At 41.7% G+C, this 24289-nt stretch carries 27 protein-coding genes; 6 read left to right on the top strand and 21 right to left on the bottom strand.

The annotated features are described in order from the left end of the window. Positions 1 to 17: 17 nt before the first annotated feature. Complete coding sequence (locus ABXT41_RS01395) at positions 18 to 497, top strand: FKBP-type peptidyl-prolyl cis-trans isomerase (RefSeq protein WP_415391056.1); 480 nt, start codon at positions 18 to 20, stop codon at positions 495 to 497. 123 nt (positions 498 to 620) lie between these two features. On the opposite strand, the gene rimO is transcribed toward ABXT41_RS01395, so the two are convergent. From rimO to ABXT41_RS01360, 7 genes are all read right to left on the bottom strand, one after another. Beyond that, entirely contained in the window at positions 621 to 1991 is a 1371-nt protein-coding gene (rimO, locus tag ABXT41_RS01390; RefSeq protein WP_415391055.1) for a 30S ribosomal protein S12 methylthiotransferase RimO, read from the bottom strand. 98 nt (positions 1992 to 2089) lie between these two features. Then, a complete protein-coding gene (locus ABXT41_RS01385) occupies positions 2090 to 2746 on the bottom strand; it encodes a CoA transferase subunit B (RefSeq protein ID WP_415391054.1) in 657 nt (218 codons plus the stop codon). 17 nt (positions 2747 to 2763) lie between these two features. Further along, a complete protein-coding gene (locus ABXT41_RS01380) occupies positions 2764 to 3465 on the bottom strand; it encodes a CoA transferase subunit A (protein WP_415391053.1) in 702 nt (233 codons plus the stop codon). A 207-nt stretch (positions 3466 to 3672) separates the two neighbouring features. Continuing rightward, entirely contained in the window at positions 3673 to 3966 is a 294-nt protein-coding gene (locus ABXT41_RS01375) for a DUF2288 domain-containing protein (RefSeq protein WP_415391052.1), read from the bottom strand. Between the two features lie 79 nt (positions 3967 to 4045). Beyond that, positions 4046 to 5242, bottom strand: a complete 1197-nt coding sequence (locus tag ABXT41_RS01370; protein ID WP_415391051.1) for an NAD(P)/FAD-dependent oxidoreductase — start codon at positions 5240 to 5242, stop codon at positions 4046 to 4048. Positions 5243 to 5339: 97 nt separating this feature from the next. After that, positions 5340 to 5624 carry a GIY-YIG nuclease family protein gene (locus tag ABXT41_RS01365; RefSeq protein WP_415391050.1) on the bottom strand — a complete coding sequence of 95 codons (285 nt, stop codon included), beginning with the start codon at positions 5622 to 5624 and terminating at the stop codon, positions 5340 to 5342. Next, positions 5624 to 6199 carry a SprT-like domain-containing protein gene (locus tag ABXT41_RS01360; RefSeq protein ID WP_415391049.1) on the bottom strand — a complete coding sequence of 192 codons (576 nt, stop codon included), beginning with the start codon at positions 6197 to 6199 and terminating at the stop codon, positions 5624 to 5626. Before ABXT41_RS01360 ends, ABXT41_RS01365 begins: the two co-directional genes overlap by 1 nt. Before the next feature lie 103 nt (positions 6200 to 6302). Between ABXT41_RS01360 and ABXT41_RS01355 the strand changes: the two genes are divergently transcribed. The 3 genes from ABXT41_RS01355 to ABXT41_RS01345 are packed head-to-tail and all read left to right on the top strand — an operon-like array spanning position 6303 to position 8062. After that, entirely contained in the window at positions 6303 to 7124 is an 822-nt protein-coding gene (locus ABXT41_RS01355) for a PHP domain-containing protein (RefSeq protein ID WP_415391048.1), read from the top strand. Positions 7125 to 7183: 59 nt separating this feature from the next. Further along, positions 7184 to 7522: a hypothetical protein gene (locus ABXT41_RS01350; RefSeq protein ID WP_415391047.1), complete on the top strand. Its 339-nt coding sequence runs from the start codon at positions 7184 to 7186 to the stop codon at positions 7520 to 7522. A gap of 45 nt (positions 7523 to 7567) precedes the next feature. Next, on the top strand, positions 7568 to 8062 hold the full coding sequence (locus ABXT41_RS01345; protein WP_415391046.1) for a methylated-DNA--[protein]-cysteine S-methyltransferase: 495 nt from the start codon (positions 7568 to 7570) through the stop codon (positions 8060 to 8062). Here ABXT41_RS01345 and ABXT41_RS01340 read toward each other — a convergent pair. After that, a complete protein-coding gene (locus ABXT41_RS01340) occupies positions 8059 to 8544 on the bottom strand; it encodes an FKBP-type peptidyl-prolyl cis-trans isomerase (RefSeq protein WP_415391045.1) in 486 nt (161 codons plus the stop codon). The genes ABXT41_RS01345 and ABXT41_RS01340 overlap by 4 nt on opposite strands. 101 nt (positions 8545 to 8645) lie before the next feature. Here ABXT41_RS01340 and ABXT41_RS01335 point away from each other — a divergent pair, with 101 nt between their 5' ends. Together ABXT41_RS01335 and ABXT41_RS01330 are read left to right on the top strand one after the other, a co-directional pair. Beyond that, positions 8646 to 9542, top strand: a complete 897-nt coding sequence (locus ABXT41_RS01335) for a putative RNA methyltransferase (RefSeq protein WP_415391044.1) — start codon at positions 8646 to 8648, stop codon at positions 9540 to 9542. A 72-nt stretch (positions 9543 to 9614) separates the two neighbouring features. Beyond that, on the top strand, positions 9615 to 10802 hold the full coding sequence (locus ABXT41_RS01330; RefSeq protein WP_415391043.1) for a hypothetical protein: 1188 nt from the start codon (positions 9615 to 9617) through the stop codon (positions 10800 to 10802). 10 nt (positions 10803 to 10812) lie between these two features. Here the strand turns inward: ABXT41_RS01330 and ABXT41_RS01325 are convergent, their stop codons facing one another. The 13 genes from ABXT41_RS01325 to truB form a co-directional block, all read right to left on the bottom strand. After that, a complete protein-coding gene (locus tag ABXT41_RS01325) occupies positions 10813 to 11289 on the bottom strand; it encodes an FKBP-type peptidyl-prolyl cis-trans isomerase (protein WP_415391042.1) in 477 nt (158 codons plus the stop codon). 87 nt (positions 11290 to 11376) lie between these two features. Then, positions 11377 to 12165 carry an ABC transporter ATP-binding protein gene (locus ABXT41_RS01320; protein ID WP_415391041.1) on the bottom strand — a complete coding sequence of 263 codons (789 nt, stop codon included), beginning with the start codon at positions 12163 to 12165 and terminating at the stop codon, positions 11377 to 11379. Positions 12166 to 12179: 14 nt separating this feature from the next. Beyond that, positions 12180 to 13160, bottom strand: coding sequence for a lipoyl synthase (gene lipA, locus ABXT41_RS01315; protein WP_415391040.1), 981 nt, complete (start codon positions 13158 to 13160; stop codon positions 12180 to 12182). A 78-nt stretch (positions 13161 to 13238) separates the two neighbouring features. Beyond that, the gene (gene lipB / locus ABXT41_RS01310) at positions 13239 to 13922 is read right to left on the bottom strand and encodes a lipoyl(octanoyl) transferase LipB (protein WP_415391039.1); all 684 of its coding nucleotides are present in this window, start codon (positions 13920 to 13922) and stop codon (positions 13239 to 13241) included. Positions 13923 to 13928: 6 nt separating this feature from the next. After that, the gene (locus tag ABXT41_RS01305; protein WP_415391038.1) at positions 13929 to 14249 is read right to left on the bottom strand and encodes a YbeD family protein; all 321 of its coding nucleotides are present in this window, start codon (positions 14247 to 14249) and stop codon (positions 13929 to 13931) included. After that, a complete protein-coding gene (locus ABXT41_RS01300; RefSeq protein WP_415391037.1) occupies positions 14246 to 15406 on the bottom strand; it encodes a D-alanyl-D-alanine carboxypeptidase family protein in 1161 nt (386 codons plus the stop codon). Before ABXT41_RS01300 ends, ABXT41_RS01305 begins: the two co-directional genes overlap by 4 nt. 138 nt (positions 15407 to 15544) lie before the next feature. Continuing rightward, the gene (locus ABXT41_RS01295) at positions 15545 to 16441 is read right to left on the bottom strand and encodes a septal ring lytic transglycosylase RlpA family protein (RefSeq protein WP_415391036.1); all 897 of its coding nucleotides are present in this window, start codon (positions 16439 to 16441) and stop codon (positions 15545 to 15547) included. A gap of 25 nt (positions 16442 to 16466) precedes the next feature. Further along, the gene (gene mltB / locus ABXT41_RS01290) at positions 16467 to 17474 is read right to left on the bottom strand and encodes a lytic murein transglycosylase B (RefSeq protein WP_415391035.1); all 1008 of its coding nucleotides are present in this window, start codon (positions 17472 to 17474) and stop codon (positions 16467 to 16469) included. Between the two features lie 54 nt (positions 17475 to 17528). Further along, on the bottom strand, positions 17529 to 18686 hold the full coding sequence (gene rodA / locus ABXT41_RS01285; protein ID WP_415391034.1) for a rod shape-determining protein RodA: 1158 nt from the start codon (positions 18684 to 18686) through the stop codon (positions 17529 to 17531). Further along, positions 18683 to 20524 (bottom strand): penicillin-binding protein 2, encoded by a 1842-nt coding sequence (gene mrdA / locus ABXT41_RS01280; protein WP_415391033.1) that lies wholly within the window; start codon positions 20522 to 20524, stop codon positions 18683 to 18685. The genes rodA and mrdA overlap by 4 nt, the downstream gene beginning before the upstream one ends. 121 nt (positions 20525 to 20645) lie before the next feature. Next, complete coding sequence (gene pnp, locus ABXT41_RS01275) at positions 20646 to 22787, bottom strand: polyribonucleotide nucleotidyltransferase (protein WP_415391032.1); 2142 nt, start codon at positions 22785 to 22787, stop codon at positions 20646 to 20648. Between the two features lie 231 nt (positions 22788 to 23018). Continuing rightward, positions 23019 to 23285: a 30S ribosomal protein S15 gene (gene rpsO, locus ABXT41_RS01270; RefSeq protein ID WP_415391031.1), complete on the bottom strand. Its 267-nt coding sequence runs from the start codon at positions 23283 to 23285 to the stop codon at positions 23019 to 23021. Between the two features lie 69 nt (positions 23286 to 23354). Further along, positions 23355 to 24287, bottom strand: a complete 933-nt coding sequence (gene truB / locus ABXT41_RS01265; protein WP_415391030.1) for a tRNA pseudouridine(55) synthase TruB — start codon at positions 24285 to 24287, stop codon at positions 23355 to 23357. Between the last annotated feature and the right edge of the window lie 2 nt (positions 24288 to 24289).

Raw genomic sequence — 24289 nt, 5'->3', positions numbered from 1 at the left:
AAATCAAGAGGCCACCAATGATAATTTCTCAAAACTCCACCGTACTTTTTCATTATTCGTTATCTGATAAGAGTGGAAATAAAATTGACTCATCTCCTGCTGACGAACCACTGTCTTATATCCATGGGCATGGAAAGATTATTCCTGGTCTTGAAAAAGCAATGGAGGGGAAAAAATCAGGTGATGTGATGATAGTAACCATTGAGCCCAAAGATGCCTACGGAGAAAGACAGGAGAAAATGGTGCAGCAAATCCCTCGAGCATCCTTTCAAGCTGAAGACATCAAAGTCGGAATGCGCTTTGAGGCGACAACACCGAATGGGGCTGTGTCGGTGGTAGTAACTGGCTTGACTGAAGAAACAGTTACCGTGGATGGAAATCACGCGCTAGCTGGAAAAACATTAACTTTTGACATTAGAATTACAGAGGTTCGGGAAGCTACCGAGGAAGAGCTTGCCCATGGTCATGTTCACGGCCCCGGCGGGCACGAACATTAAAAATCTTTTAATTCAAGATCCAATACTCTCATTAATCAAAAAAGCTGGCATGAAAATATGACCACTTCTTTGATTAATTTATATCTATTCGTGAACATAACAAGAAAGAAAAAATAAAGCATTCTATGAGAAAACGATCGCACCCCAAAGATCGTACTCATCCGCATATTCAATTGAAACATCGATCATATCTCCAGGCTTTAGGCCAAGACTTTCGATGCTTTCAATGTCATTAATAAAGACACTGCCATCAATTTCAGGTGCATCGGCAGCGCAACGGCCAATAGCACCCTCTTCGTCTATCTGGTCAATGAGAACCTCTATTGTTTGGCCTACTTTTCGCTGTAATCTTCGAGCACTAATAACCTGCTGAACCTCCATGAAGCGATTCCAGCGATTTTCCTTTACCTTTTCAGGCACATGGTCAGGAAGATTGTTAGCTTTGGCTCCATCTACAGGGGAATATTTAAAGCAACCCACGCGATCTAATTCTGCTTCTTTCAGCCAATCTAATAATATCTGAAAATCTTCTTCAGTTTCTCCTGGAAAGCCGACAATAAAAGTACTGCGAATAGTCAGCTCAGGACAAATAGCGCGCCAAGATTTAATTCGCTGCAAGACTTTCTCCTGATTACCGGGGCGCTTCATTAATTTAAGAATCTTAGGACTGGCATGCTGAAAAGGTATGTCCAGATAAGGAAGAATCTTGCCCTCGGCCATTAGCGGAATCAGTTTATCTACATGAGGGTAGGGATACACATAGTGCAATCTAACCCACACTCCAAGTTCGCCCAACGCTACAGCCAAATCCTGCATTCGAGTTTCAAGTGCGCCGCCATCAACAAAGTCCAATTTATATTTTACATCAACACCATAAGCACTGGTGTCCTGGGAAATCACTAATAACTCACGGACGCCTGAATCAACTAACTTCTTTGCTTCTTCAACTATTTCGGCAATAGGCCGACTAACCAGCTGGCCTCGCATGTCGGGAATAATACAAAAAGTACAATGATGATTGCAGCCTTCAGCTATTTTCAAATATGCATAATGCGGAGGAGTAAGCTTGACGCCTATTGACGACAACACGTCATCATAAGGTTTAAGGGGGCTATCTTTATTATTTTTAGGAGCAGGATTGTGCTCATGCACGGCCTTTAAAACTGACACCACATCTGCTGGGCCGCTCACGCTCAGAACTTCTGGATAAAAAGATCTTATAGCCTCAGCATCAACACCTTTGCCCATACATCCTGTCACAATAACCTTTCCGTGCTTTTTTATTGCCTCGCTTATAGCATCCATCGACTCCTGTTTTGCTGAGTCAATAAAACCACAAGTATTAACGATAACAACATCTGCATCTGTATAATTAGGGCTGGTCTCATACCCGTCTAGCTTAAGATTCGTAAGAATTCGCTCAGAATCAACCAAGGCTTTGGGACAGCCCAAGGAAATAAAACCAACTTTTTGCGTTTCTACAGATTCAGACATACAAGCTCGAGTTGAAATAAGGGGTGCGCTGCGCAAAGAGAAGATCCTAAGAAAAAGGTCTCCAGACTCGGAAACCTTAATTGCCTAAAAGTAAGCGATCAAAACTTCATTTCAGGGACACTATCTGGAACGACTAAAGCTCCGGCAGTTTTTTCAACAATCTCTTCTATAGAGACCCCAGGAGCACGCTCAACTAAATGAAATTTTCCGTCATATATTTCCAAGTACGCCAAATCAGTTAAAACTTGCTTAATGCAACCAGCACCAGTCAAGGGAAGCGAGCACTCTGATAACAATTTTGATTTACCGTATTTATCTGCATGGGTCATCATGACAACTATATTGTCTGCCCCAGCTACCAAGTCCATAGCCCCGCCCATACCCTTTATGAGCTTTCCAGGAATCATCCATGAAGCTATATTTCCCGAAGCATCAACTTCAAAAGCCCCGAGGACAGTTAAGTCTACATGGCCGCCACGAATCATAGCGAACGACTCGGCTGAGGAGAAAATTGATGCGCCAGTTGCTGTAGTGACTGTTTGCTTTCCAGCATTAATTAAATCAGCATCCACCTCGTCTTCTGTTGGAAATGGGCCCATACCAAGCAATCCATTCTCAGACTGCAACATAACCTCCATCTCTTCTGGCACATGATTTGCTACCAATGTAGGGATGCCTATACCTAAGTTAACGTAATAACCATCCTGAAGCTCGCGCGCCACCCGAATAGCCATTTGATCACGAGAAAGTGACATTATTTTTATCCCTCCGATTAGTTTTCGCGGACTGTACGCAATTCGATGCGCTTCTCAAACGTACCTTGTATTAGTCGATCAACATAAATCCCAGAGGTGTGGATATGCATAGGATCTAACTCACCTGGCTCAACAATTTCTTCCACCTCCATGACTGTAATTTTTCCAGCAGTTGCCGCCATAGGGTTAAAGTTCATAGCTGTATGTCGATAGATTGCATTACCAAAGCGGTCTGCCTTCCAGGCTTTAACAATAGCAAAGTCTCCCGTAACAGATTCTTCAAGAATATATTTACGTCCATCAAATTCACGCACATCTTTTCCCTTGGCTATATCCGTTCCGAATCCAGTAGCCGTATAAAAAGCAGGAATGCCGGCACCGCCCGCTCTCATTTTCTCTGCTAGCGTTCCTTGTGGAGTTAGCTCCACCTCTAGCTCTCCAGAAAGAAGCTGCTCTTCGAACATCTTGTTTTCACCCACATACGAAGACACCATTTTTTTAATTTGACGATCTTCTAAAAGAATTCCAAGGCCAAGACCATCGCAACCACAGTTATTGGAGATAATTGTCAGCTCCTTGGAACCCATCTTTTTGATCTCTTTGATCAAATTCTCAGGGATACCGCAGATACCAAAACCACCGGCAATGACAGTCATTCCATTTTCTAAGCCTGCCATCGCTTCTTCGTAGGTGTTGACCACCTTGTCGAAACCTGCCATGAAACTAACTCCTTTATTAGATTTTCTATTTTCCTAGAGCACTCAACCCCGAGCTTTTAAAAACTTTGCGAAGGATCCTATATGAAACAATATTTATCAAGATTAAAATTACAATAGATTGATTTATATCCGCAGCAAGCACAAAGAAATCATCAATAAAATTAGAAATTCATGAGAATTCAATCAAGCGTAAAAAAATATTATACCCTATAAACTGGAGTCTTTTATTGGCTGAACCAGCACCCAAGGCTTTACAACTACCGACCATAATACAGTATCACCACTCAACCATTCTAAGGCTTGCTGGTCGCTGACCTTATTAATCAGATTGCCTGACATCCATTGCTGAACTTTCAACTTGTTATCTAGACAGATATCCAGAGCCACATCAATCAAATCGAGTTCTGAAGATACATAAATAACTGTGCCATTGGCAAAAAAGGTTTCTACCTCTTTCCAATAAATTTTTGCTGTTTCAGCATTTAATTCTTCTCGATCCATTATAAAGCCTAATGTTGTGTAGTGGCCAAAAATTCCTGATTAATTGTTATTTCAAATATAACAACTAATAGTTTCGCATTTAAGCAACTTTTCCGGCAGCAAATCCAGATGCCCAGGCCCACTGAAAATTAAAGCCCCCAAGGTGGCCAGTGACATCTAAAATTTCACCAACAAAATACAATCCAGGCTGCCTCTTACTTTCCATAGTCTTGGATGAAATCTCGCCAGTTTCAACCCCCCCAAGTGTAACCTCAGCAGTACGATAACCCTCTGTGCCTGATGGCTTTAACTCCCAGCTATGAATGCTATCAGCAAGGGTTTGAATTAATGTCTCCGAAAGCTCAGCAATAGGCACTTCTTTTTTCTCCAGCCACCAGCACTTCTCAAGTTCTAATACTAAATTTCTTGGTAGCAGTTGAGAGATAATTGTTCTCAACACTGCCCTAGGTTGCTCAAATTTTTGTTTGACTAGATGCTGAAAGCAGTCTGTAAACGGCAGTAGGTCTAACCTAATGGACTGCCCTTCCCTCCAATAACTTGAAATTTGCAATACTGCAGGGCCACTTAGGCCACGATGGGTAAACAATACACTCTCCAAGAACTGATGCTTACCAGTTGATAAGCGCACTGGTAACGATAATCCAGATAATTTTTCTGACAACAATTTAAAACTATCCGTAAAAGTAAAAGGCACCAAGGCTGGACGCAATAAAGTAATCTTATGCCCAAATTGCTCTGCCAGACGATAACCTATATCAGAGCCCCCTAGTGTTGGAACTGAAAGCCCTCCAGATGCCACAATCAAAGACTTGGTCGTAAACTTTCCCTGATTTGTATATAGCGTAAAATTTTTCTCAGAACGCTCCCTAGTCTCATATTTATCAATTAAACATTTTGTCGTAATTGTTACTTTTGCTTTTTCAGCCTCTATCAGCAGCATGTTAAGGATATCTTTTGACGAACTATCGCAAAATAGTTGTCCCAGGGTTTTCTCATGGTACTTAATGTCATGCTTACAGACTAGCTCTATAAAATCCCATTGAGTGTAGCAACTCAAAGCAGATTTACAGAAATTTAGGTTATCTGACAAAAAATTATCTGATTCAACATGCAAATTAGTGAAGTTACAGCGACCACCGCCAGACATGAGTATCTTCTTGCCTGGCCTATCTGCAGATTCGAGCACTAAGACTCGACGCCCGCGCTTACCAGCTGTGATGGCGCACATTAATCCAGCGGCCCCAGCCCCAACAATGATTACATCCCAAGCATCCAACTGCATCTCCTTACCTAGAGTTAAGAACGTGCACATTTTATGAGGCGCAGGCAAAAGATACCATAGGCGCAATGTTTATCTAGATAAGTTAGAAAAATTAACAAAGTAGGCCTGAATGTTTAGCTGCACTTACCATGAGAAGTTTTTTATCCCGAGTAAAAGATTTTATCTCAGCTTCGCGCTTAGAGGCGCTACTACGATTGTGCCCGGACTCAATAAAAACAATCTTTTCAGGCTTTCTGCCCTGAAAGTATTTAGCCCCCTGCTTGCTATTTAAGTGTTGCTGAAATCGTCGGTGCACATCTACGGTGATCCCGGTATAAAGAGACCCATCACTAGCCTTGATAATATAGACAAACCAAGAACTGCGAGGTTTAGACATCAAAACTCCTGATATTTTAGCTTAAGCTTGGCTTGGCAATATCGACAAAGATAGCAAGCCTGATTACGCACACATTTATTATGCCGATAAGTACTAAGCTGATGGGTTTTGCAGTCGCAAGTATATTCAAATCTTCGATGGCTATAACAGGGTATACCTGTCATATCAAAGTCAGCAGTGACACTACTGTCAGCCCCAAAGATCTGCATTATAGCTTTCCATTCTGATCCATGAGGTTTCACTTTTCGGGGTTGATGGAGACAGTTAACCAAATAATGCGCCACCTCATGAGGTACTGTTATAGCTAAATTTTCTTCATAATATTTAGCGAAAAGCCAAGGATTGTAGCGAATTTTTCTTGATTTCTCTTGCTTCCTTGTAGAAGACTGCCACTTATACATGCCCGCTATTCTTCCTTTTAAGTCAAATACAACAGGTATCATGCTAAATTTTTGATTAAAATATTTTGAACCAAGCTCAATGAAATTCCTAGTATGCCCTACAACTTGGCTCTGCCTTAAGTCATCAATAGGGGTTATAATAGCGGGGTCTATTTTGGTTGAAGAAATATTCATCAGTGAATTATACCTGACAAAAAAATAGCTTCGCACTTAAAATCTCTACAAATGGATGCATGAAAAAACTAAAAAATAAATTAACTAAAAAATGTATAACCCCATGAAATACGACCTACATTGCCATAGTAACTGCTCAGATGGAACGCTAACGCCAATAGAGCTGGTTAGTCGAGCCATAGAGATGGGAGTCCAAACGCTTGCCATTACAGACCACGACACAATAAATGCCTACCATCACCTCAACCTAAAAGAAAGCCTACCGATCAAAATTATCCCTGGTATTGAATTCTCAAGCTGTTGGGGGAAAATGAATGTTCATATTGTTGGGCTCAACGTTCAACTTGATAGCGATTCTTTAAAAGCAGGAGTTGCGTTCCAAAATACAGCAAGGCAAAAAAGAGCAACTATGATTGCAGATAAACTTGATCAACTGGGCTTCAAGGAGACCCTCGCTGGAGCAGCCGCTATTGCCAATAATGGTAATATTGGTCGTCCTCATTTTGCACAATACTTAGTTGATATTGGAGCTGTTTCTGACATCAACCAGGCTTTTAAAAAATTTCTTGGGTCAGGAAAACCTGGCGATATAAAACAGTTTTGGGCAGATATTCCACAAATTGTCCGATGGATTAACGAGGCAGGTGGAACCGCGGTATTAGCTCATCCAAAAAAATATCAATTAACTCGGACTAAGCTCAAACATCTATTAGATAACTTTATTGAGGCTGGAGGCCAAGGCATGGAGGTGATCTCAGGAAGACAGGATGCTAACATCACGAAAGATTTAGCTGGCCTTTGTGTGGAAAAGAAACTGCTAGCGTCTTGCGGGTCTGACTTTCATCGGCCGGGGCAAGCATGGGCCGAATTAGGTCGCATCTCCGAATTACCTATAGCATGCTCACCTGTATGGGAGCACTGGTAGAGCTGACTATAGTCAATACTGGTGCTATACTAAAAAAAGTTTAATCATGGCGAAAAATTGTGAAAAAAATACCAACTAAAGCAGACTTAAGAGATGAACTACAAAGACAGATTGATCAATTCACTTGCAAAGGCGGAAAAATAGAACAAGTAGACAAAGGTGTTACTGGCAGAGAGAGTCCTCACGCAAGCCTGAAAACACCACTATTTAATGAGCCAAAAATAGCTCGAACCCCCTTGACAGAGGTGATTGCTGCTTTGGATGCTAGAAGTAAATCAAAGTCTGCGCTTAAGAAAACAAGCAAACCCAAAGAAAAAGAAAAAGAAAAAGAAAAAGAAAAAATAATCTATGATGACTTCGGTGAGCCGCTAAGAAAAGTATGGACGAGTCCACAGTAGCCAAAAAGTTACACACAACCTCTTAATAAGAGGCATGCAAACTTAATGCAAAATTTTAAAAATTACACTGACTACATGACCTCGCCTCTTGGCGTTATAAAAATCAAAGCATCAAAATATGGCATAACAGGTATTGAATTCACTAGTCAGAAAAAGTTGCCTTCCTTGGGCTGCAGGCTCACTGAACAATGCATAGTAGAACTGGCTGAATATTTTGCAGGAAGGCGAAAAATATTCAATCTACCCTTGGATCACAAGGGTACTGATTTTCAAAATTCTGTTTGGTCCGCACTGCAGGATATCATTTTTAGCGAAACCATTTCTTATGGGGTAGTTGCCAGCATGGCGGGTAAGCCTGCAGCTGTTCGCGCCGCAGGGACTGCTCTCAAAAAAAATCCCATTGCTATTATTGTGCCCTGTCACCGTGTTATTGGAAAAAATGGCACATTAACAGGTTATTCTGGTGGACTGGAAAGAAAATCTTGGTTACTCGCACATGAGGCTTATTATGAGAATCAGTTATCACTCGGCAATAATTAGTGCTGATGACCTCCAATGCCGTGTGCATGGCCATGGTCAATTTCCTCCTGAGTGGCTTCACGAACGTCAACAATCTCAATATCAAATATAACCATCTTTCCCGCCAGGGGGTGATTGGTATCTAAATCGACATTAAACTTGCCTATTTTAATTACCACCCCTTGACGTACTCCACCGTCTGTTTGAATTGATACAGCCATGCCGACTTTTGGTTTTACTTTTCCCATCAAATGCTTGATAGGGACGCGCTGATGTCGACCCTCTTCTCGAATACCAAAACTTTCCTCTGGAAGCAAAGTTACGCTAAATATATCTCCAGTGTCTTTTTCTGTCATTACAGCTTCCAGTGCAGGCGTAATAGCACGGCGACCGTGCAAATAGACGCTGGGGTTACCGGCATGAGAGTTTTCTAGCTCTTCTTGGGTTGTCGCATCGCATAAACGATAGTGGAAGCTCACAACAGCATTATGTTTAATTTTCATTGAGCCTCCCTATTTTTTACTTATATCTATATTATTGGGCTCTATTATACTTACGACCAACAAATATCGTTATTAAATACCCACCTAAAAAATAATTTTCTATGGCAAATAATAATCATGTATCAATCTGGGTCTGCCCAGTGTGTAAATTGCCGCTAACAAAACCATGTATTGGCCCTGAAAAAAATTCAGAGGGTACCTTAACTCAGCAGTGGCTGTGTGATAACCAGCATAGTTTTGATATTGCGAAAGAAGGCTATATTAATCTCTTACTGCCGCAACAAAAACGCTCGCCTTCTCCAGGCGATACCAAGTTTATGGTAAGTAGTCGTCAGGATTTTTTAAGCCAAGGCTACTATCAACCTCTCTCTGAAAAAATCACTGAATTAACCAGCAGCCACCTGGGAGCCAATTCAATTTTACTAGACAGCGGCTGCGGTGAAGGTTATTACTTGCAGCAACTTATAGCACATAAAAGTGACATTCATATATTCGGAATAGATATATCAAAAGAGGCAACAAAAATTGCAAGCCGTCTCATAAAAAATGGGCATTTTGCTGTTGCAAGTAGCTTTAATTTACCTGTTTTAACCAATTCCATTGATTGCTTGTTACGGATATTTGCACCAGGGGATAACATAGAAGCAGCACGAGTACTGAAGAAAAAAGGTGTGTTAATTGTTATTTCACCAGGTCCTAGACACTTATTTGCACTAAAAAAATTACTCTACAAGGAAGCCAAAGAACATACGCCTCAAGAGGCGCTTGATAATTTTTCACTTTTAGACGAGGAAAAGGTTAGCTACCGGCTTGAAGTGAAAGGCGCTAAACAGATCAGCCAGCTAGTATCGATGACGCCGCTTTACTGGCAGACCGATAAAACAGCCCAAGACAATTTGAATACTTTAGCATCATTATGCACAGAAATAGATTTTGTAATTCGAACCTACCGTCCCATTAAAGATAACGCATGGGCCAATGCATCGATTAAACAGTAGCCATTTAGCTCTTTATGTAAAAAATATCATGTTATAATTAAGATAAAGAATTCATACCAAAATGGACTCTCAATGGGAATTTTTTTCAAAGAAAACAGATTTTTTTCATGGGTTTTACCTAGAACTTATGCTTTACCCCTGCTGATTTATTTTATTTTCTTGGCAGCATCACCCTCTATGGCCGGCGATCCACTAAAAGGCCTCATGCTGAAACATAACGATACAGTCTGGCTAGCTGTCGGAGGAGGTCTCCGTCTTCAAACAGCCTCACGCAATAGCAACACGGACGATAGTTCAGAGTTCTCAATCAACAGTATGCGCCTCTATATATCTGGCCAGCTCCATAAACACTTAAAATTCAATATTAATACAGAAAAATACGAGGGCGATTCGATGATGACTATCGATGCTCTATTAAAATTTGAGTTTAATCCTTCTGCTAATTTATGGGTGGGTAGAACGCTAGTACCCTCTGACCGTCCTGGACTCAATGGCCCTTATTCCTCATTGAGCTGGAATCAATATCGTCAACCTTTATTTTCCGCATATCATGTTGGGGCTGGGCAGCTAGGACGAAGTGAGGGGGCTGTATTTTGGGGAACAAAAGAGAGATTTCAATATTTATTGGGCGCCTTTGATGGCCTAGAAGATGACTATGGTAACGACTCTGATCACTTATTATATGCAGCCCGACTTGCTTACAACTTTCTCAATGTAGAGCCTCAGCCTGGCCACTACTATACTAGTGCTACTCATCATGGGGCTCAAGGCAATATTCTAACAACTGCTGTAACTCTTCAATCCCAGTCTGATGGCACTGGCAGCACCTCCGAATCAGGTGATTTTTTCGGGTACGCCTTTGACGTATTCTCTGAAAGAATTTTACCCAACCAAGGAGTTTTTAACTTTGGGGCTGGCTACAAAGAAATGGATACAGACCTCAATACTATATCAAGGCCAGCAGATGCAACCGTTGAATGCTTTTGCATCTTTGATGGTGATACGTTTTATACTACAGCGGGCTACTTGTTTCCAAATAAAGTTGGGCCTGGAAAACTACAACCCTATTTTCGGCACACAGAAAATAATCCTAGCGGAGCTAAAAGTAGCGCTACAACAGAATGGGGCACTAATTACATTATTTTTGGCAATAAAACGAGCTTAAACCTCAACTATGCCCGCGGGGATGCAAATGCCTCTGGGTATGCTGGCAACAAAACAGATACAGTTACACTGGGGCTACAGTTGCAATTTTATTAGGTTATCAGCGCTAGATGTTAGCGCTGGATTGCGGCTTTCCCTGTTTTATCTCTTCAAGTGTTGCCTCGCGAATATCTACAATTTCAATATCAAATGTTAATGTTTTGCCTGCCAAGGGGTGATTGAAGTCTATATCAACATTAAACTTTCCAACCTTTGCAACAGTCACAGGGCGAGTCCCTTCTACTGTCTTTAAAGGGACTATCATACCAGGCTCTAGTTTTCCCTCTTGACCAATACTTTTCCTTGCAACTCTTAGTCTATTTTTGAGATTCAGTCGACCGTAAGCCATCTCGGGTTGCAGTGTCACGCAAAACTTATCACCTGCCTCTTTTCCTGACATTGAATGCTCTAGCGTTTCTATCATGTTTTTGTGGCCATAAAGAAACGCACTAGGCTCTTGCCCTGCAGAATTTTCAATGATCTCGCCATCCTGATCTGTCATTTTATGGTGGAACAAAACGATACTATTTTTTGCAATCTTCATATTTAACTCTTTCCTGATTTTTTGTTACCGGCCACTATCTGCATATATTCATGCTGAAGAAAGGTTGCAAATTATCCCGTGTTCTCTCTACGCTGGCAAGACCTGATAAAAACCAGCCAACGCTACCACCCTCAGGGGAACATCAAACAACCGCGACATATACTGATCCGTTAGGAGTTCAGTCTTACATCCATCCGCAAAAATTTTTCCGTCTCGCATCAAAATCACACGTTCTATTTCTGGTGGTATTTCATGGATATGATGAGTGGCCAACAAAATAGTTTTTTCTTGGCCAAGGAGCTTTCTAAGGATATCAAGATACTGATAGGTTGCACTTAAATCCAAGCCGCTTGTGGGTTCATCAAAAATCATATGATCCGGATCATGAATCAAGGCACGTCCCAACAAACAACGACGCTGCTGGCCAGTAGACATCTGGCGATAAAGGCAATTTGCTAGACTCTTAATACCCAAGTATTCTAATATTTTTTCTCCGCGCTTTAATTCAAGCTCGGTGATCTCTTGATGATGAAATAAGCCAATCGAATTGTGTAACCCCGAAATTACGACGCCCAAACCACTAATATCAGGAACAAACCCTACCTGCAAATCAGCTGATATTAATCCTATTTTTTCTCTGAGCTCCCAAAGAGTTGGCATTTCCATACCCAGTATTTTTACAAAAGAATTATTTTTAGTAACCGGGTAAATCTCTCGAGACAAGAGTTTCAGCAAAGTACTTTTACCTGCCCCATTGGGGCCAATAATAGCGCAACTTTGTCCATATTCTATAGACAGGGAAAAATCATCAAATACTTTTTTTTCATCACGATAAACAGTCGCATTCAGGATATCTAAAAGCTTAGGATGTGACATCAGTGGAGCCTTTTTTAATGCACTTTCTCACCTTTGGCCTGCTTATCTGCATGGTAAGAAGAGCGAACCAGTGGGCCAGAAGCCACGTATTTAAATCCAATGCCATACCCATATTCTGCATACTCAGAAAATTCGTCTGGGTGCACAAAACGAGCAACCGGGAGATGATTTTTAGACGGCTGCAAGTACTGGCCAACTGTTATCATATCAACATCATGGGCTCTGAGATCATCCAATGTACGCAATAACTCGTCTTTAGTCTCACCGAGACCAACCATCAAACCAGATTTAGTGGCCACACTCGGATTATAATGTTTATAGTCCTGCAGTAATTTGAGAGACCAACCATAATTAGCGCCAGGTCGAGCCTCCCGATACAAACGAGAAACAGTCTCCAAGTTATGGTTAAAGACATCAGGTGATGTTGCCGTCAGAATTTCCAAGGCCGCTTCCATGCGTCCACGAAAATCTGGGACCAGCACCTCCACCTGAAGACTGGGACTTAAAGTCTTTGCTTCGCGGATACAATCAGCAAAATGCTGTGCGCCTCCATCTCTCAGATCATCACGATCCACTGAAGTAATTACAACATATCGCAACTTCATTTCATAAATAGCCTTGGCTAGGCTCTTGGGTTCATCTAAATCAAGCGGATTTGGCTTGCCATGGCCCACATCACAAAATGGACATCGACGAGTACAGATCTCCCCCATAATCATGAAGGTGGCTGTACCATTGCCAAAACATTCACTAAGGTTAGGGCAAGCAGCTTCTTCGCAAACAGTAGACAACTTATTTGCTCGCAGGATATTTTTAATTTCCTGAACTTTAGGTGAGGATGATATACGAATTCTCATCCAATCAGGCTTGCGAAGAATTGTTTCAGTGGGTATCACTTTGACTGGTATACGCTCTACTTTTTCAGCACTACGGAGTTTTTCTCCCTGCTTGATACGTCGCGTACGCTTAGGGGCGGCTGCATTAAAGTCTGTCATATAAAGGTTACTCAAACGAGTTGCTGGCTAGACTATTTCGGTCATAGAAGAAGCACACATGCCATCGCCATATTGCAACTAATGGTCTAATGTAAATTCGACTTTATATTCATTATAACCCAAACTTTGGGCCAAAATGTTTGAAATACACTTAAAAATATCAATCAAAGGGACTCTTTCCTCTAAAAAATCAATCATCTGGGTCATAGGGATACCTAAACCGCAGGGATTAATTCTGGACCAAGGACCCATATCCATATCAATATTTAAATTAAACCCATGGTAGCTATAGCCACGACGTATCCTCAAACCTAAAGATGCAATCTTTTTGAGTCCACCCAAATCTCCTGCTGCATCGCCCACAAAAACTCCTGGAGCCCTAGGATCTGCTGTAGCCTTGATATTCCAATACGCTAGAGTCTCTATTATCGATTTTTCGATTAAAGTCACAATATCTCTCACGCCAATACCAAGACGCTGCATATCTATCAGTATATATCCAGTAATTTGACCTGGGGCATGATAGGTCACATGCCCACCTCGATCACTTTGAACAACTGGTATATCTCCAGGCGCAATAAGATGCTCTTTACTGCCCGCTTGGCCTTGAGTAAATACAGGGAAATGCTCTAACAACCAAATTTCGTCTGGCGTACTTTTTTGTCGCTCAGATACAAACGATTTCATTGCCGCAAAGGTATCAAGATACTGGCAGCAGCCTAGATGACGAACAATTAGAGGCAACGAAGGGGGCTGTCGCATAAAAATTTATATAACCATTTTGACCAAGGGGCTAACCTTCAGGTCATCAAACAAGGCTTGCAACTGATCAACGCTAGTGGCTGTTATAGTCACAGTGATTGCCTGAAAAGTGCCATTTTTGCTATCCCTAATAGTTGTTTTTGATTGATCGAAGCCGGGAGAATAGGCTTCCATCACTGCCGTCACTAGTTTATACAGATTAGGTCCCGCCTCACCTAAAACTTTAATAGGATAATCGCAAGGATACTCAATTTTAGGGGCCCCTAGCGATTCATCCCTGTTAATTTCTTCCATAGTCATGGATTTTAATACATCTTGATCACTCATTCTTTTGAGGAGACCCTAAACCATATTTCAATTGCGTCCCATAACCTCATAAATAAACTAGCCTCGTCTATTGCTTTCTGGGCACTCACAGGGAGCTCAAGCAGTTGCTCGCCTTCTAAACTGATGGATATTCTGGCTATTTCTTGTTTTTCAAAAATTGGCGCTTCAATCATTTCATCTAATAATATTTTAGCATTAAGGTCTTTCTGGGAACCCTTGGGTATGGTGAGGTAGACGTCCTCAGGCACAATAAGATTTACCTTATTTTCAGCGCCATACCAAACCCGCACATCTTCTTCTACGATATCGCCAGCAGAGTAAATTTTACCTGTTTCGTAGTAGCGGAATCCGTAAGCTAGGAGCTTCTGGGACTCCTGTGCTCTAGACTCTTCAGTGCTTGCTCCCATTACCACGGAAATAAGCCTCGTACCATTTCGAACAGCTGAGGCTACAAGGCAGTATCCGGCTTCTTCTGTATGCCCAGTTTTCAAACCATCAACCGATCTATCGCGCCAGAGCAATCGATTGCGGTTAGGTTGATTTATGCCGTTATATTTAAAATACTTTTCAGAATAAATTTTATAATAATGGGGATGGTCTTGTATCAGTGCGCGTGACAACAAGGCTAAATCTCTAGCTGTAGTTAAATGCCCTTCGTCAGGCCAGCCCGTAGCATTACTATAGTACGTGCCAGACATTCCAAGCAGTGCAGCCTGCTGATTCATAACATCAGAAAATGCTCCCTCGCTGCCGGCAAGGTGCTCAGCCAACGCTATAGAGGCATCATTGCCGGACTGAATAATCACCCCGCGTAATAAATCAATCACAGAAACAGATGTTCCCTCCCGCACCCACATTTTGGATCCGCCCTTTTTCCAAGCAGTTACACTAATAGGGACTTGATCATCTTCTTTTATTTTGTCGCTAGCTATATCTGATGCCACAAGATAGCTAGTCATTATTTTTGTCAGACTAGCAGGGGGCAGCTGTTGATCTGCATTATTCTCAATCAGGACCTTACCGGTGTTTGCATCTATTAGGATCCAAGCATTAGCTGCCAGCGTTGGTGGTGCTGGCATTAATATCTTTCCATGAGCCGATGCCGCAAAACTCAACAAAAAAAATACTGGCCAGAAAATTAAAATTTCTTTTCGCATAAAAATAACCCGCTTCATAAGGTAGTTAGACCGGAGGATAGGTAAAATAACAGATCAATAAAGTGCTTGTATTGCCAAATTAAACAGCTTTTAAATACGTAATAATTCTAACATGGGTCCAGTCTCTTATCAGAAAAATTACTGATATACCAAAAATTTCCCAATTCCCTCATGCCTCTTAACAAGAGCAGTTGTTTCTTTTATCTGTGCCTTGCCTCTTATGGGACCAATAATTACCTTAAATAAAACCCGAGGCTCACTATAACGATGTATATTAATCGGGTGCTTAATCAGGCCCTGCAATCTCTCAATAAGACTATTAGCGGCAGCTTCTGAACCAAAAGCCGCCACCTGAATAAAGGTGCCAGAAATAACCTCGCCCTCTTTCATGGTGGGCCTTACAGCGAAAGACGGGGTGGCGCTCTGTGATTTTATCCTGCCGTTTTTGCCTGCAGGCCTAGATCCGTCATCTACTTTTTTTTGATATTCAATAGGATCTATGGCCTCGATCTCAACATCAGCAGTACCGCTAGAGAAATAACCCAATTTTTTTGCTGCAACAAATGAAAGATCAATTATTCGATCCTCATGAAAAGGCCCTCTATCATTTATACGAACGATAGCATTTAACCCATTCTCCAGATTTGTGACTCTCGCATAACTTGGAATAGGCAAACTTTTATGTGCAGCCGTCATGCCGTACATGTTATAGAATTCGCCATTAGATGTTTTTCGACCATGAAATTTGTATCCATACCAAGAAGCTACTCCGCGCTCTTTGTAGCCAGCGGAAGAAGGGAGGACCCGATATGTTTTTCCCATAACCACATATGGGCTAAAGTTCCCTGCCTTTGTAATCAATTCTACTTTTGGTATAGCGTCAGCAATGTTTGCAATATCAAAAGTGATGCTTGGAATATCATCTTCTGGAGGCGGCCCGTCTTGACGCACTTGACCGCTACCATTTTTAATACCAGTCTCACTGCAGCCAACCAGTACGGAAAAGATAAGAGCCGGAATGATACATCTAAACAATTTTTGTATATTACAAAACCAGATTTTAATGGGATGCTTGCCTCTTATTCTTAGCTGTTCGCTCCAAAATTAACTGACTGAGCTCATGCACTGCCATTGCGTACAGGTGGCTATGGTTGTATCGAGTAATCACGTAGAAGTTATGAAGTCCCAGCCAAAACTCTTCCCCGTTCATGCCTTTTAACAAGACCGGTAAAGCTTTAAATTCAGTCGGCAATATCTGAGCGGGAGAAAATCCTAGCACTCCTAACTCACCAATAGTTTTATTCAGTTTAAGCTTATTGACCAGAGATGAGTCATAGCCTTTAGAAAAACTAGCAGGAACAATTACTTCTTCACCCACCTTCCAGCCATGACGTGAAAAATAATTGGCCACACTGCCTATGGCATCAGTTTTATTATTCCATATATCTGAGAATCCATCACCATCAAAATCGACAGCATAGCTGCGATAACTGCTAGGTATAAATTGGCCGTAACCCATCGCTCCGGCATAGGAACCCTTGAGGGTCAAAGGATCTTGGTTTTGTTCTACGCATAATAATAAAAAATTCTCTAATTGTTTGGTAAAAAACACACTGCGCTTCGGGTAATCAAACGATAGTGTCGCTAGCGCATCAATGACACGATAATTTCCCTTATTTCGACCATAAGAAGTTTCCACGCCAATGATCGCAACTATCACCTCTGGAGCCACATTATATTCCTTGGAAGCCCTAGCTAAAGTATCAAAGTTTTCGAGCCAAAACTTGACCCCTTGATCAATTCGTCTCTCTTGAATAAAAATTTTTCGATATTGCTCCCAAGTTTTAACCTTCTCTGCAGGGCGGGTCATCGCGTCAATAATAGACTGCTGTTTGCTTGCATTTTGAAGCAATGATTTAACATAAGAGCGCTCTAACTTATACTCACTCACCATTCTATCTGTAAATATATGGGCATCGGGATGCACTGAATAGTCAGCCATCACAGATAACGGAACCAACAAAAATGCAGCAACAAAAACAAAGGTTGTTCTTGCATATATTTTCATATTTAACTATCTCCTAAGATGTCCCCATGAATAAATTTGGCGGTGACTAGCAAGCTAACCGCCACGCTTTTTTTCCATATCATTTTTCTCTGTACTAATAGCCATCAAAATACCAAACCCGCACATCAGCGTCACAACAGATGTTCCGCCGAAACTCATGAAAGGTAGTGGCACACCGACTACAGGCAGAATACCTGACACCATCCCCATATTCACAAAAATATAAACAAAAAATAAAACTGTATAGCTCCCCGCAAATAACATGCCGAACATACTCTGTGCTCTAACACTAATAAGGAGGCATCTTGCAATAAGGGCGAAGTATAGAGCTACAAGCAACAGCACCCCAAATAACCCAAACTCTTCTGCAAAAACAGCAATAATAAAATCTGTACTACTCTCTGGAAGAAAATTTAACTGAGACTGAGTGCCATGTCCCCAGCCTTTGCCGTTGAAGCCCCCAGAACCAATGGCAACAGTAGATTGAATAATATTCCAAGCTGCACCAAGCTTGTCAGACTCTGGATCAAATAAGGTAATAATTCTTTGTTTCTGGTAATCATGCAGTACATACAGCCAACCCATGGGTATTACCACAGCTAGCGATAGGGAAGAAAAAATTAAATAACGCCCTGGTAACCCGCTCAGAAATAATACAGAAAACCCCGCAATCGCGATCAAGATTGCTGTCCCTAAGTCAGGCTGATTTGCAACTAAGCCTACAGGGATAGCAATAAATAACAATGAAAAAAATACATGCTTAAAGCTAGGAGGAAAAGATCTTTTGGCTAAATAACTAGCCAAAAGCAAGGGGATCGAAACCTTAATAATTTCCGAAGGTTGGAACTGAACACCTATACTTAGCCAACGCTGTGCACCATTTTTTTCTATGCCAAATAATGGCACCATTATTAATAATAAAATACCTCCCAAGTAGGGAAGAAACGCCCAACGTTCAAAAAAACGAGGGTGAATTTGAGCTAGCGCAATCATTGCGATAAACCCAATACCAAACCGAACAAGCTGAGACTTTACAAGAGAAATATTTTGACTGCTGGCGCTAAAAAGTACTAGTAGTCCGACCGTAGACAGAATCAAAAGCAACACAATCATAGGAATATCGCAATGAAATCTATTCCACTGGCTACGGGTATCGTAAAAAGCGGAATTTCCTGGACGCATTTGTCGGACAAAATCATTTTGGGTCATCATAGCCCCCCTAACGCCTCAGGATAAAAATTCATATAGGCATCCATAATTTTTCTAGCAACAGGAGCGGCCTGGGATGAGCCGGATCCAGCATTTTCTATAACTATCGCTACTGCAATCTTTGGATTTTCTCTTGGGGCAAAGGCTACAAATAAAGCATGATCGCGATTACGTTTTGCGGTAGCTCCTGCATCGTATTTTTCTTCTTGTTTGATCTTTATCACCTGCACGGTGCCAGTTTTTCCCGCAATTTTGTAGTTAAGGCCCTTACTGATACCTCTCGCGGTGCCTTTGGCGCCATGCACAACATCCTCCATCGATTGGTGTACATAATTCCAATGATTTTCTGAGATTTCAATTTTTCTCTTTACTGGTAAGATATTCTGCTGATTCTGAACCAACTGCGGTGTACGCATTTCGCCGCGACTTGCTATGCCTGCGGTCATAACAGCCAACTGTATAGGCGTAGTCAGAGTATATCCTTGTCCTATACTTACATTTACGGTATCACCTGTATACCAACGCATGCTCCGAGCTTCCTGCTTCCAGGAACGTGATGGCATAATTCCCTTTCGCTCAAGAGGCATATCAATGCCAGTCTTTTGCCCAAACCCAAAAGCCGAACCGTAGCGATCAAAAGTATCAATAGACATAAGATTGGTCAGATTATAAAAAAAAGTATCACAGGATTGAACGATTGCATCATGCAAGTGGATATTATTTCCATGCCCTCCTTTTTTCCAGTCTCGGTATTTGTGCTCTGAATTAGGTAGCTTAAAATAGCCAGGGTCACTTATTCTATAGTTTTCATTAATCACACCTTCGTCTAACGCAGCCAAACCATAAACAGGCTTCACGGTAGATCCTGGAGGGTATTGTCCGCGCAGAGCTCTATCAAACAAAGGCAATTCCGATGAGTGAGTTAATTCACTATAGCTCTTATGGCTTATACCAGAAACAAATTCATTTGGATTAAAACTTGGAGCACTAGCCATCGCGAGGACCCCTCCGGTATCAATTTCTATAACTACAATGGCTCCTTTTTCTCCCTCCAGCAACCTATAGGCTTGACGTTGCAGTCGATAATCCAAGTATAGATGTAAATCCTTTCCATCAATAGGACTCTCGCGCTGAAGCAGCCTCATCATACGGCCTCGATTATTAACCTCTACCGTCTGATAACCAACTCTGCCTAAGAGGTCGTTTTCATACTTTTTTTCTAGTCCGGTTTTTCCTAAAACAAGGGTTCCTGTGTAAAGAACAGGGTCCAGTGTATCGATCTCATGATCGTTTATACGCCCTACATATCCAAGCGCATGGGCAAAATTTTGTCCAAAAGGATACTCTCTTAACAGCTTAGCGGTCACCAAAGAACCCTGAAGATGATATTGATTAACAGCAAGTATTGCCTGTTCTTCTTCGCTTAAGTCCATTTTCAGTAGAACTGACTCGAAAGGTCGTCGTCGTCTATTTAGTTGCTTGTAAAACTGACTTTTCTCTTTATCAGATAGAGTGATCAGGCTAGAAATTTCTTCCAACAACAATCCAAGATCATCAGCTCTCTCAATAACAACAGACAAACTAAAGCTGATTCGGTTCTGAGCTAGTAAAACTCCATTTCGATCGTAAATCAATCCACGTGTAGGAGCTATGGGCTCAACCAGAACTCGATTGCTTTCAGATCTCGTCATAAATTTTTCGTATTTAATAACCTGCAGATAATAGTAGCGACCGAGCAGTATGGAGACCAAAAGCACCATCAAAGATGTCCCAAAAAAAAGTCGGGCACGAAACTGCTGTCGTTCAAACTGAGGTGATTTAAAAGGGTGGTGATTATCCATACTTAAGATTGTAACTCCAAGCTACTTTTTTTCACTGAAAAATCATCATATAACAAAAAATATCCATAAAAAAAGCGAGGCATGCCTCGCTTTTAAAAAAATACTGAAAAAATTTACAACATTATTCGGCTGACTCTCCTGCACCCTCCTCATCAACTGCCGCAATAATTTTTTCCTCTACATCTACTTTTACTTCCTTCATAGAAAGTTTAATTCGTCCACGGGCATCAACATCAAGCACTTTCACGCGAATTTCTTGACCCTCTTTGAGGTAGTCTGTTACTTTTTCAACACGCTCTTCTGCGATTTGAGAGATATGTAGGAGGCCATCTGTACCAGGCATGATAGTAACAAATGCACCAAAATCAACAATTCGAGCCACGGTGCCTTCATAAATACGGCCCACTTCGGCTTCTGCAGTAATCTCTCCGATACGGAAAATAGCGTCATTGAGTCCGTCAGAGTCATCGCTATAGATGCGAATAGTTCCGTCATCACTAATATCAATGGTAGCCCCAGTTGTTTCTGTTAAAGAACGAATAGTAGCTCCACCCTTACCAATAACATCACGAATCTTATCCGCATCAATTTTCATTGTATGGTAACGAGGTGCTGCTTCGGATACCTCGTCGCGAGAACTAGCAAGAACCTTGTTCATTTCACCAAGAATATGCAGTCGAGCATGAAGAGCCTGCTCGAGCGCGGCCTCCATAATTTCTTCAGTGATACCTTCAATTTTTATATCCATCTGGAGCGCAGTAACGCCTTGTGCTGTACCTGCCACTTTGAAATCCATATCACCCAAATGATCCTCGTCACCTAAGATATCTGTCAATATTGCAAATCCACTTTCTTCTTTGACTAAACCCATGGCAATGCCGGCCACTGGAGCCTTTAGTGGAACCCCTGCGTCCATCAAAGATAGGCTTGCTCCGCACACCGAAGCCATTGAGCTAGATCCATTAGATTCAGTAATCTCGGATACCACGCGTATAGCGTACGGAAATTTTTCAGCAGAAGGTAATACCGCGTTAATCCCGCGTCTAGCCAGCTTACCGTGACCAACTTCACGTCGGCCTGTAAATCCCATTCGGCCACATTCACCAACAGAATAAGGAGGGAAGTTATAATGCAGCATGAAGGGATCTTCACGCTTACCTTCCAGAGCATCAATCAGCTGCGCATCTCTCATGGAACCCAAAGTGGTCGTTACTAACGCCTGAGTTTCTCCGCGTGTGAATAACGCAGCGCCATGGGTCTTCGGCAATACACCAACCTCTACATCAATAGCCCTAACAGTTTTGCTATCGCGACCATCAATACGTGGCTCACCGCGAGTAATGCGGCCACGCACAATTTTCTTCTCAAGCTTTTTAAAACCATCACGCACGTCTTCTTCGCTGATACCGGCTATCTCGCTCACTAAGCCCATCGCATCGCTGCGAAGGCCTTCAAGCAGAGCTACTCTTTCCTGTTTGTCTGTTGTACGATAAGCATTGTCTAGATCGTTACCTATTTTGGAACTAAGGGCATCTGCAAGCTCTAAATTTTGTGACGCTGGCTGCCAATCCCATCTCGTTTTAGCAGCCACATCAGCTAAATCAGTAATAACTTGGATCACTGCTTGCATTTCTTGATGAGCAAAAAGTACTGCCCCCAACATAATATCCTCTGACAGCTCATTTGCCTCTGATTCCACCATTAACACTGCGTCTTTAGTCCCCGCTACAACCATGTTCAAGTCTGACTCAACCAAATCAGAGTAAGTTGGATTGAGGGTATAACCAAGATCTGATGTGTAGCCGACGCGAGCGCCGCCCACAGGACCATTAAATGGAACTCCAGAAATAGACAAAGCAGCAGATACCCCAATCATAGCTACAATATCTGGATCAATATCTTTTTCTGCTGATATTACAGTACAAACTACCTGCACTTCATTTTTGAACCCATCAGGAAACAAAGGGCGGATAGGGCGGTCTATCAGCCTAGAGGTAAGTGTTTCTTTCTCATTTGGTCGACCTTCGCGTTTAAAAAATCCACCAGGAATTTTACCAGCAGCGTATGCTTTTTCAATGTAATGAACACCAAGAGGAAAGAAGTCTTGTCCATCTTTGGCCTGCTTGTCAGCAACAACCGTACAGAGCACTGATGTCTTGTCCATAGTACACAAAACTGCTGCAGTTGCTTGACGCGCAATACGGCCAGTTTCTAATGTGACAGTATGCTTTCCATACTGAAATGTTTTTATTACAGGTTTCATAAAATTTATTTCCTAATAGTTCTTAATAGCATGAAGCTTTAAAAAAATACCAGAAATTAAGCTGCTCGCGTTACCAATAATTACCCGTAAAGTTTAGATTTTATTTATATTAATTTTTTATTCAAAATCTAGATAATTATAGGTAACTCGATCAGCCATAATATACAAAAGGTATTGTTTTCACTTCCCTTATAATTATTAACGGCTCCCAGGGGAGCCATTAATCACTTCTTATCGACGTAGTCCAAGCTTAGCAATTAATTGCGTATAGCGACTAGCATCCTTGCCTTTAAGGTAATCAAGCAGTTTTCTACGTTGATTTACCATGCGGATTAGGCCACGACGCGAATGGTGGTCTTTTTTATGATCACCAAAATGGCCTTGTAGTTTATTAACATTTGCTGTTAGTAAAGCGATTTGGACTTCTGGAGAACCAGTATCACCTTTAGACTGAGCGTTATTTTTAACAATTACTTCTTTTTCTTCTGCATTTAACATATATTTCTCCAATATGCGGCTTAAGATTCAGGATGCCCGCGCATATTTACAGGTATCCTATGAATAAAATTAAATTACTAAACGCTTAGGGGCTAGCTTGCCATCAATTGTGATTTCACCAACACCCAAAAACGAACCATCCAGATGAAAGACCCGCACTATATCGCCTTCTTTGCCTTCGCGATAGGCCTGTGTCGTCATTACGGCCTGTCCTTGGCAAAAATAAAAAGCAACATCTTCAGGCAAATAGATAGCTATTAGGTGTTGAATGCCAGCATCCATAGGCTTAAGCAAGCAATCTAAACTAGCTGTAAGCCTAGACTCGCCTATAGATTCCAGCTCCCCCATAGTAATTGAATCTTTTTCATCAAACTGACCGACAGCGCCTCTATGTAGTTTTGACACATAAGCGCCACAGCCTAATCGAGAGCCTATATCTTCAGCCAAGCTTCTAATGTAAGTCCCTTTACTACAATGAACCTTTATGTCTGCCTCTGGAAATTCACCAAAACGAAACCCTATCATCTCTAAAGAGTAAATTATCACATCACGGGCTTTTCTATCTACACTTATTCCCTGTCGAGCCAGCTTATATAATCGCTGTCCTTCATGCTTTAGTGCGGAATACATCGAAGGTACCTGCGCAATATTTCCACGAAATTCAGCCAAAACTGCTTCCACTTTTTTTGCGGTTAGGTCCTCAGCGCCCAGCTCAGAAACTACCTCTGACCCAGAATCTCCACTAGCGGTGGAGACGCCAAAGCGAATGGTTGTATTATATTTTTTATCTGCATCCAAAAGAAACTGGGTAAATTTTGTTGCTTCTCCAAAACAAATTGGTAAAACCCCTGTCGCTAAAGGATCGAGACTACCAGTGTGTCCAGCCTTAGCAGCAAGAAACAAATGTCGGGCCCTCTGTAATGCGCCATTAGAAGAAATGCCAAGTGGTTTGTTTAGCAGCAAAATTCCATTAACTTGACGTCCTTTATTGCGGCGCCCCAACG

This window comes from Porticoccus sp. Uisw_050_02 (genome assembly GCF_047729555.1).
In the GTDB taxonomy this organism is placed as follows: domain Bacteria; phylum Pseudomonadota; class Gammaproteobacteria; order Pseudomonadales; family Porticoccaceae; genus Porticoccus.
This window is presented reverse-complemented; position numbering and strand designations above follow the sequence as displayed.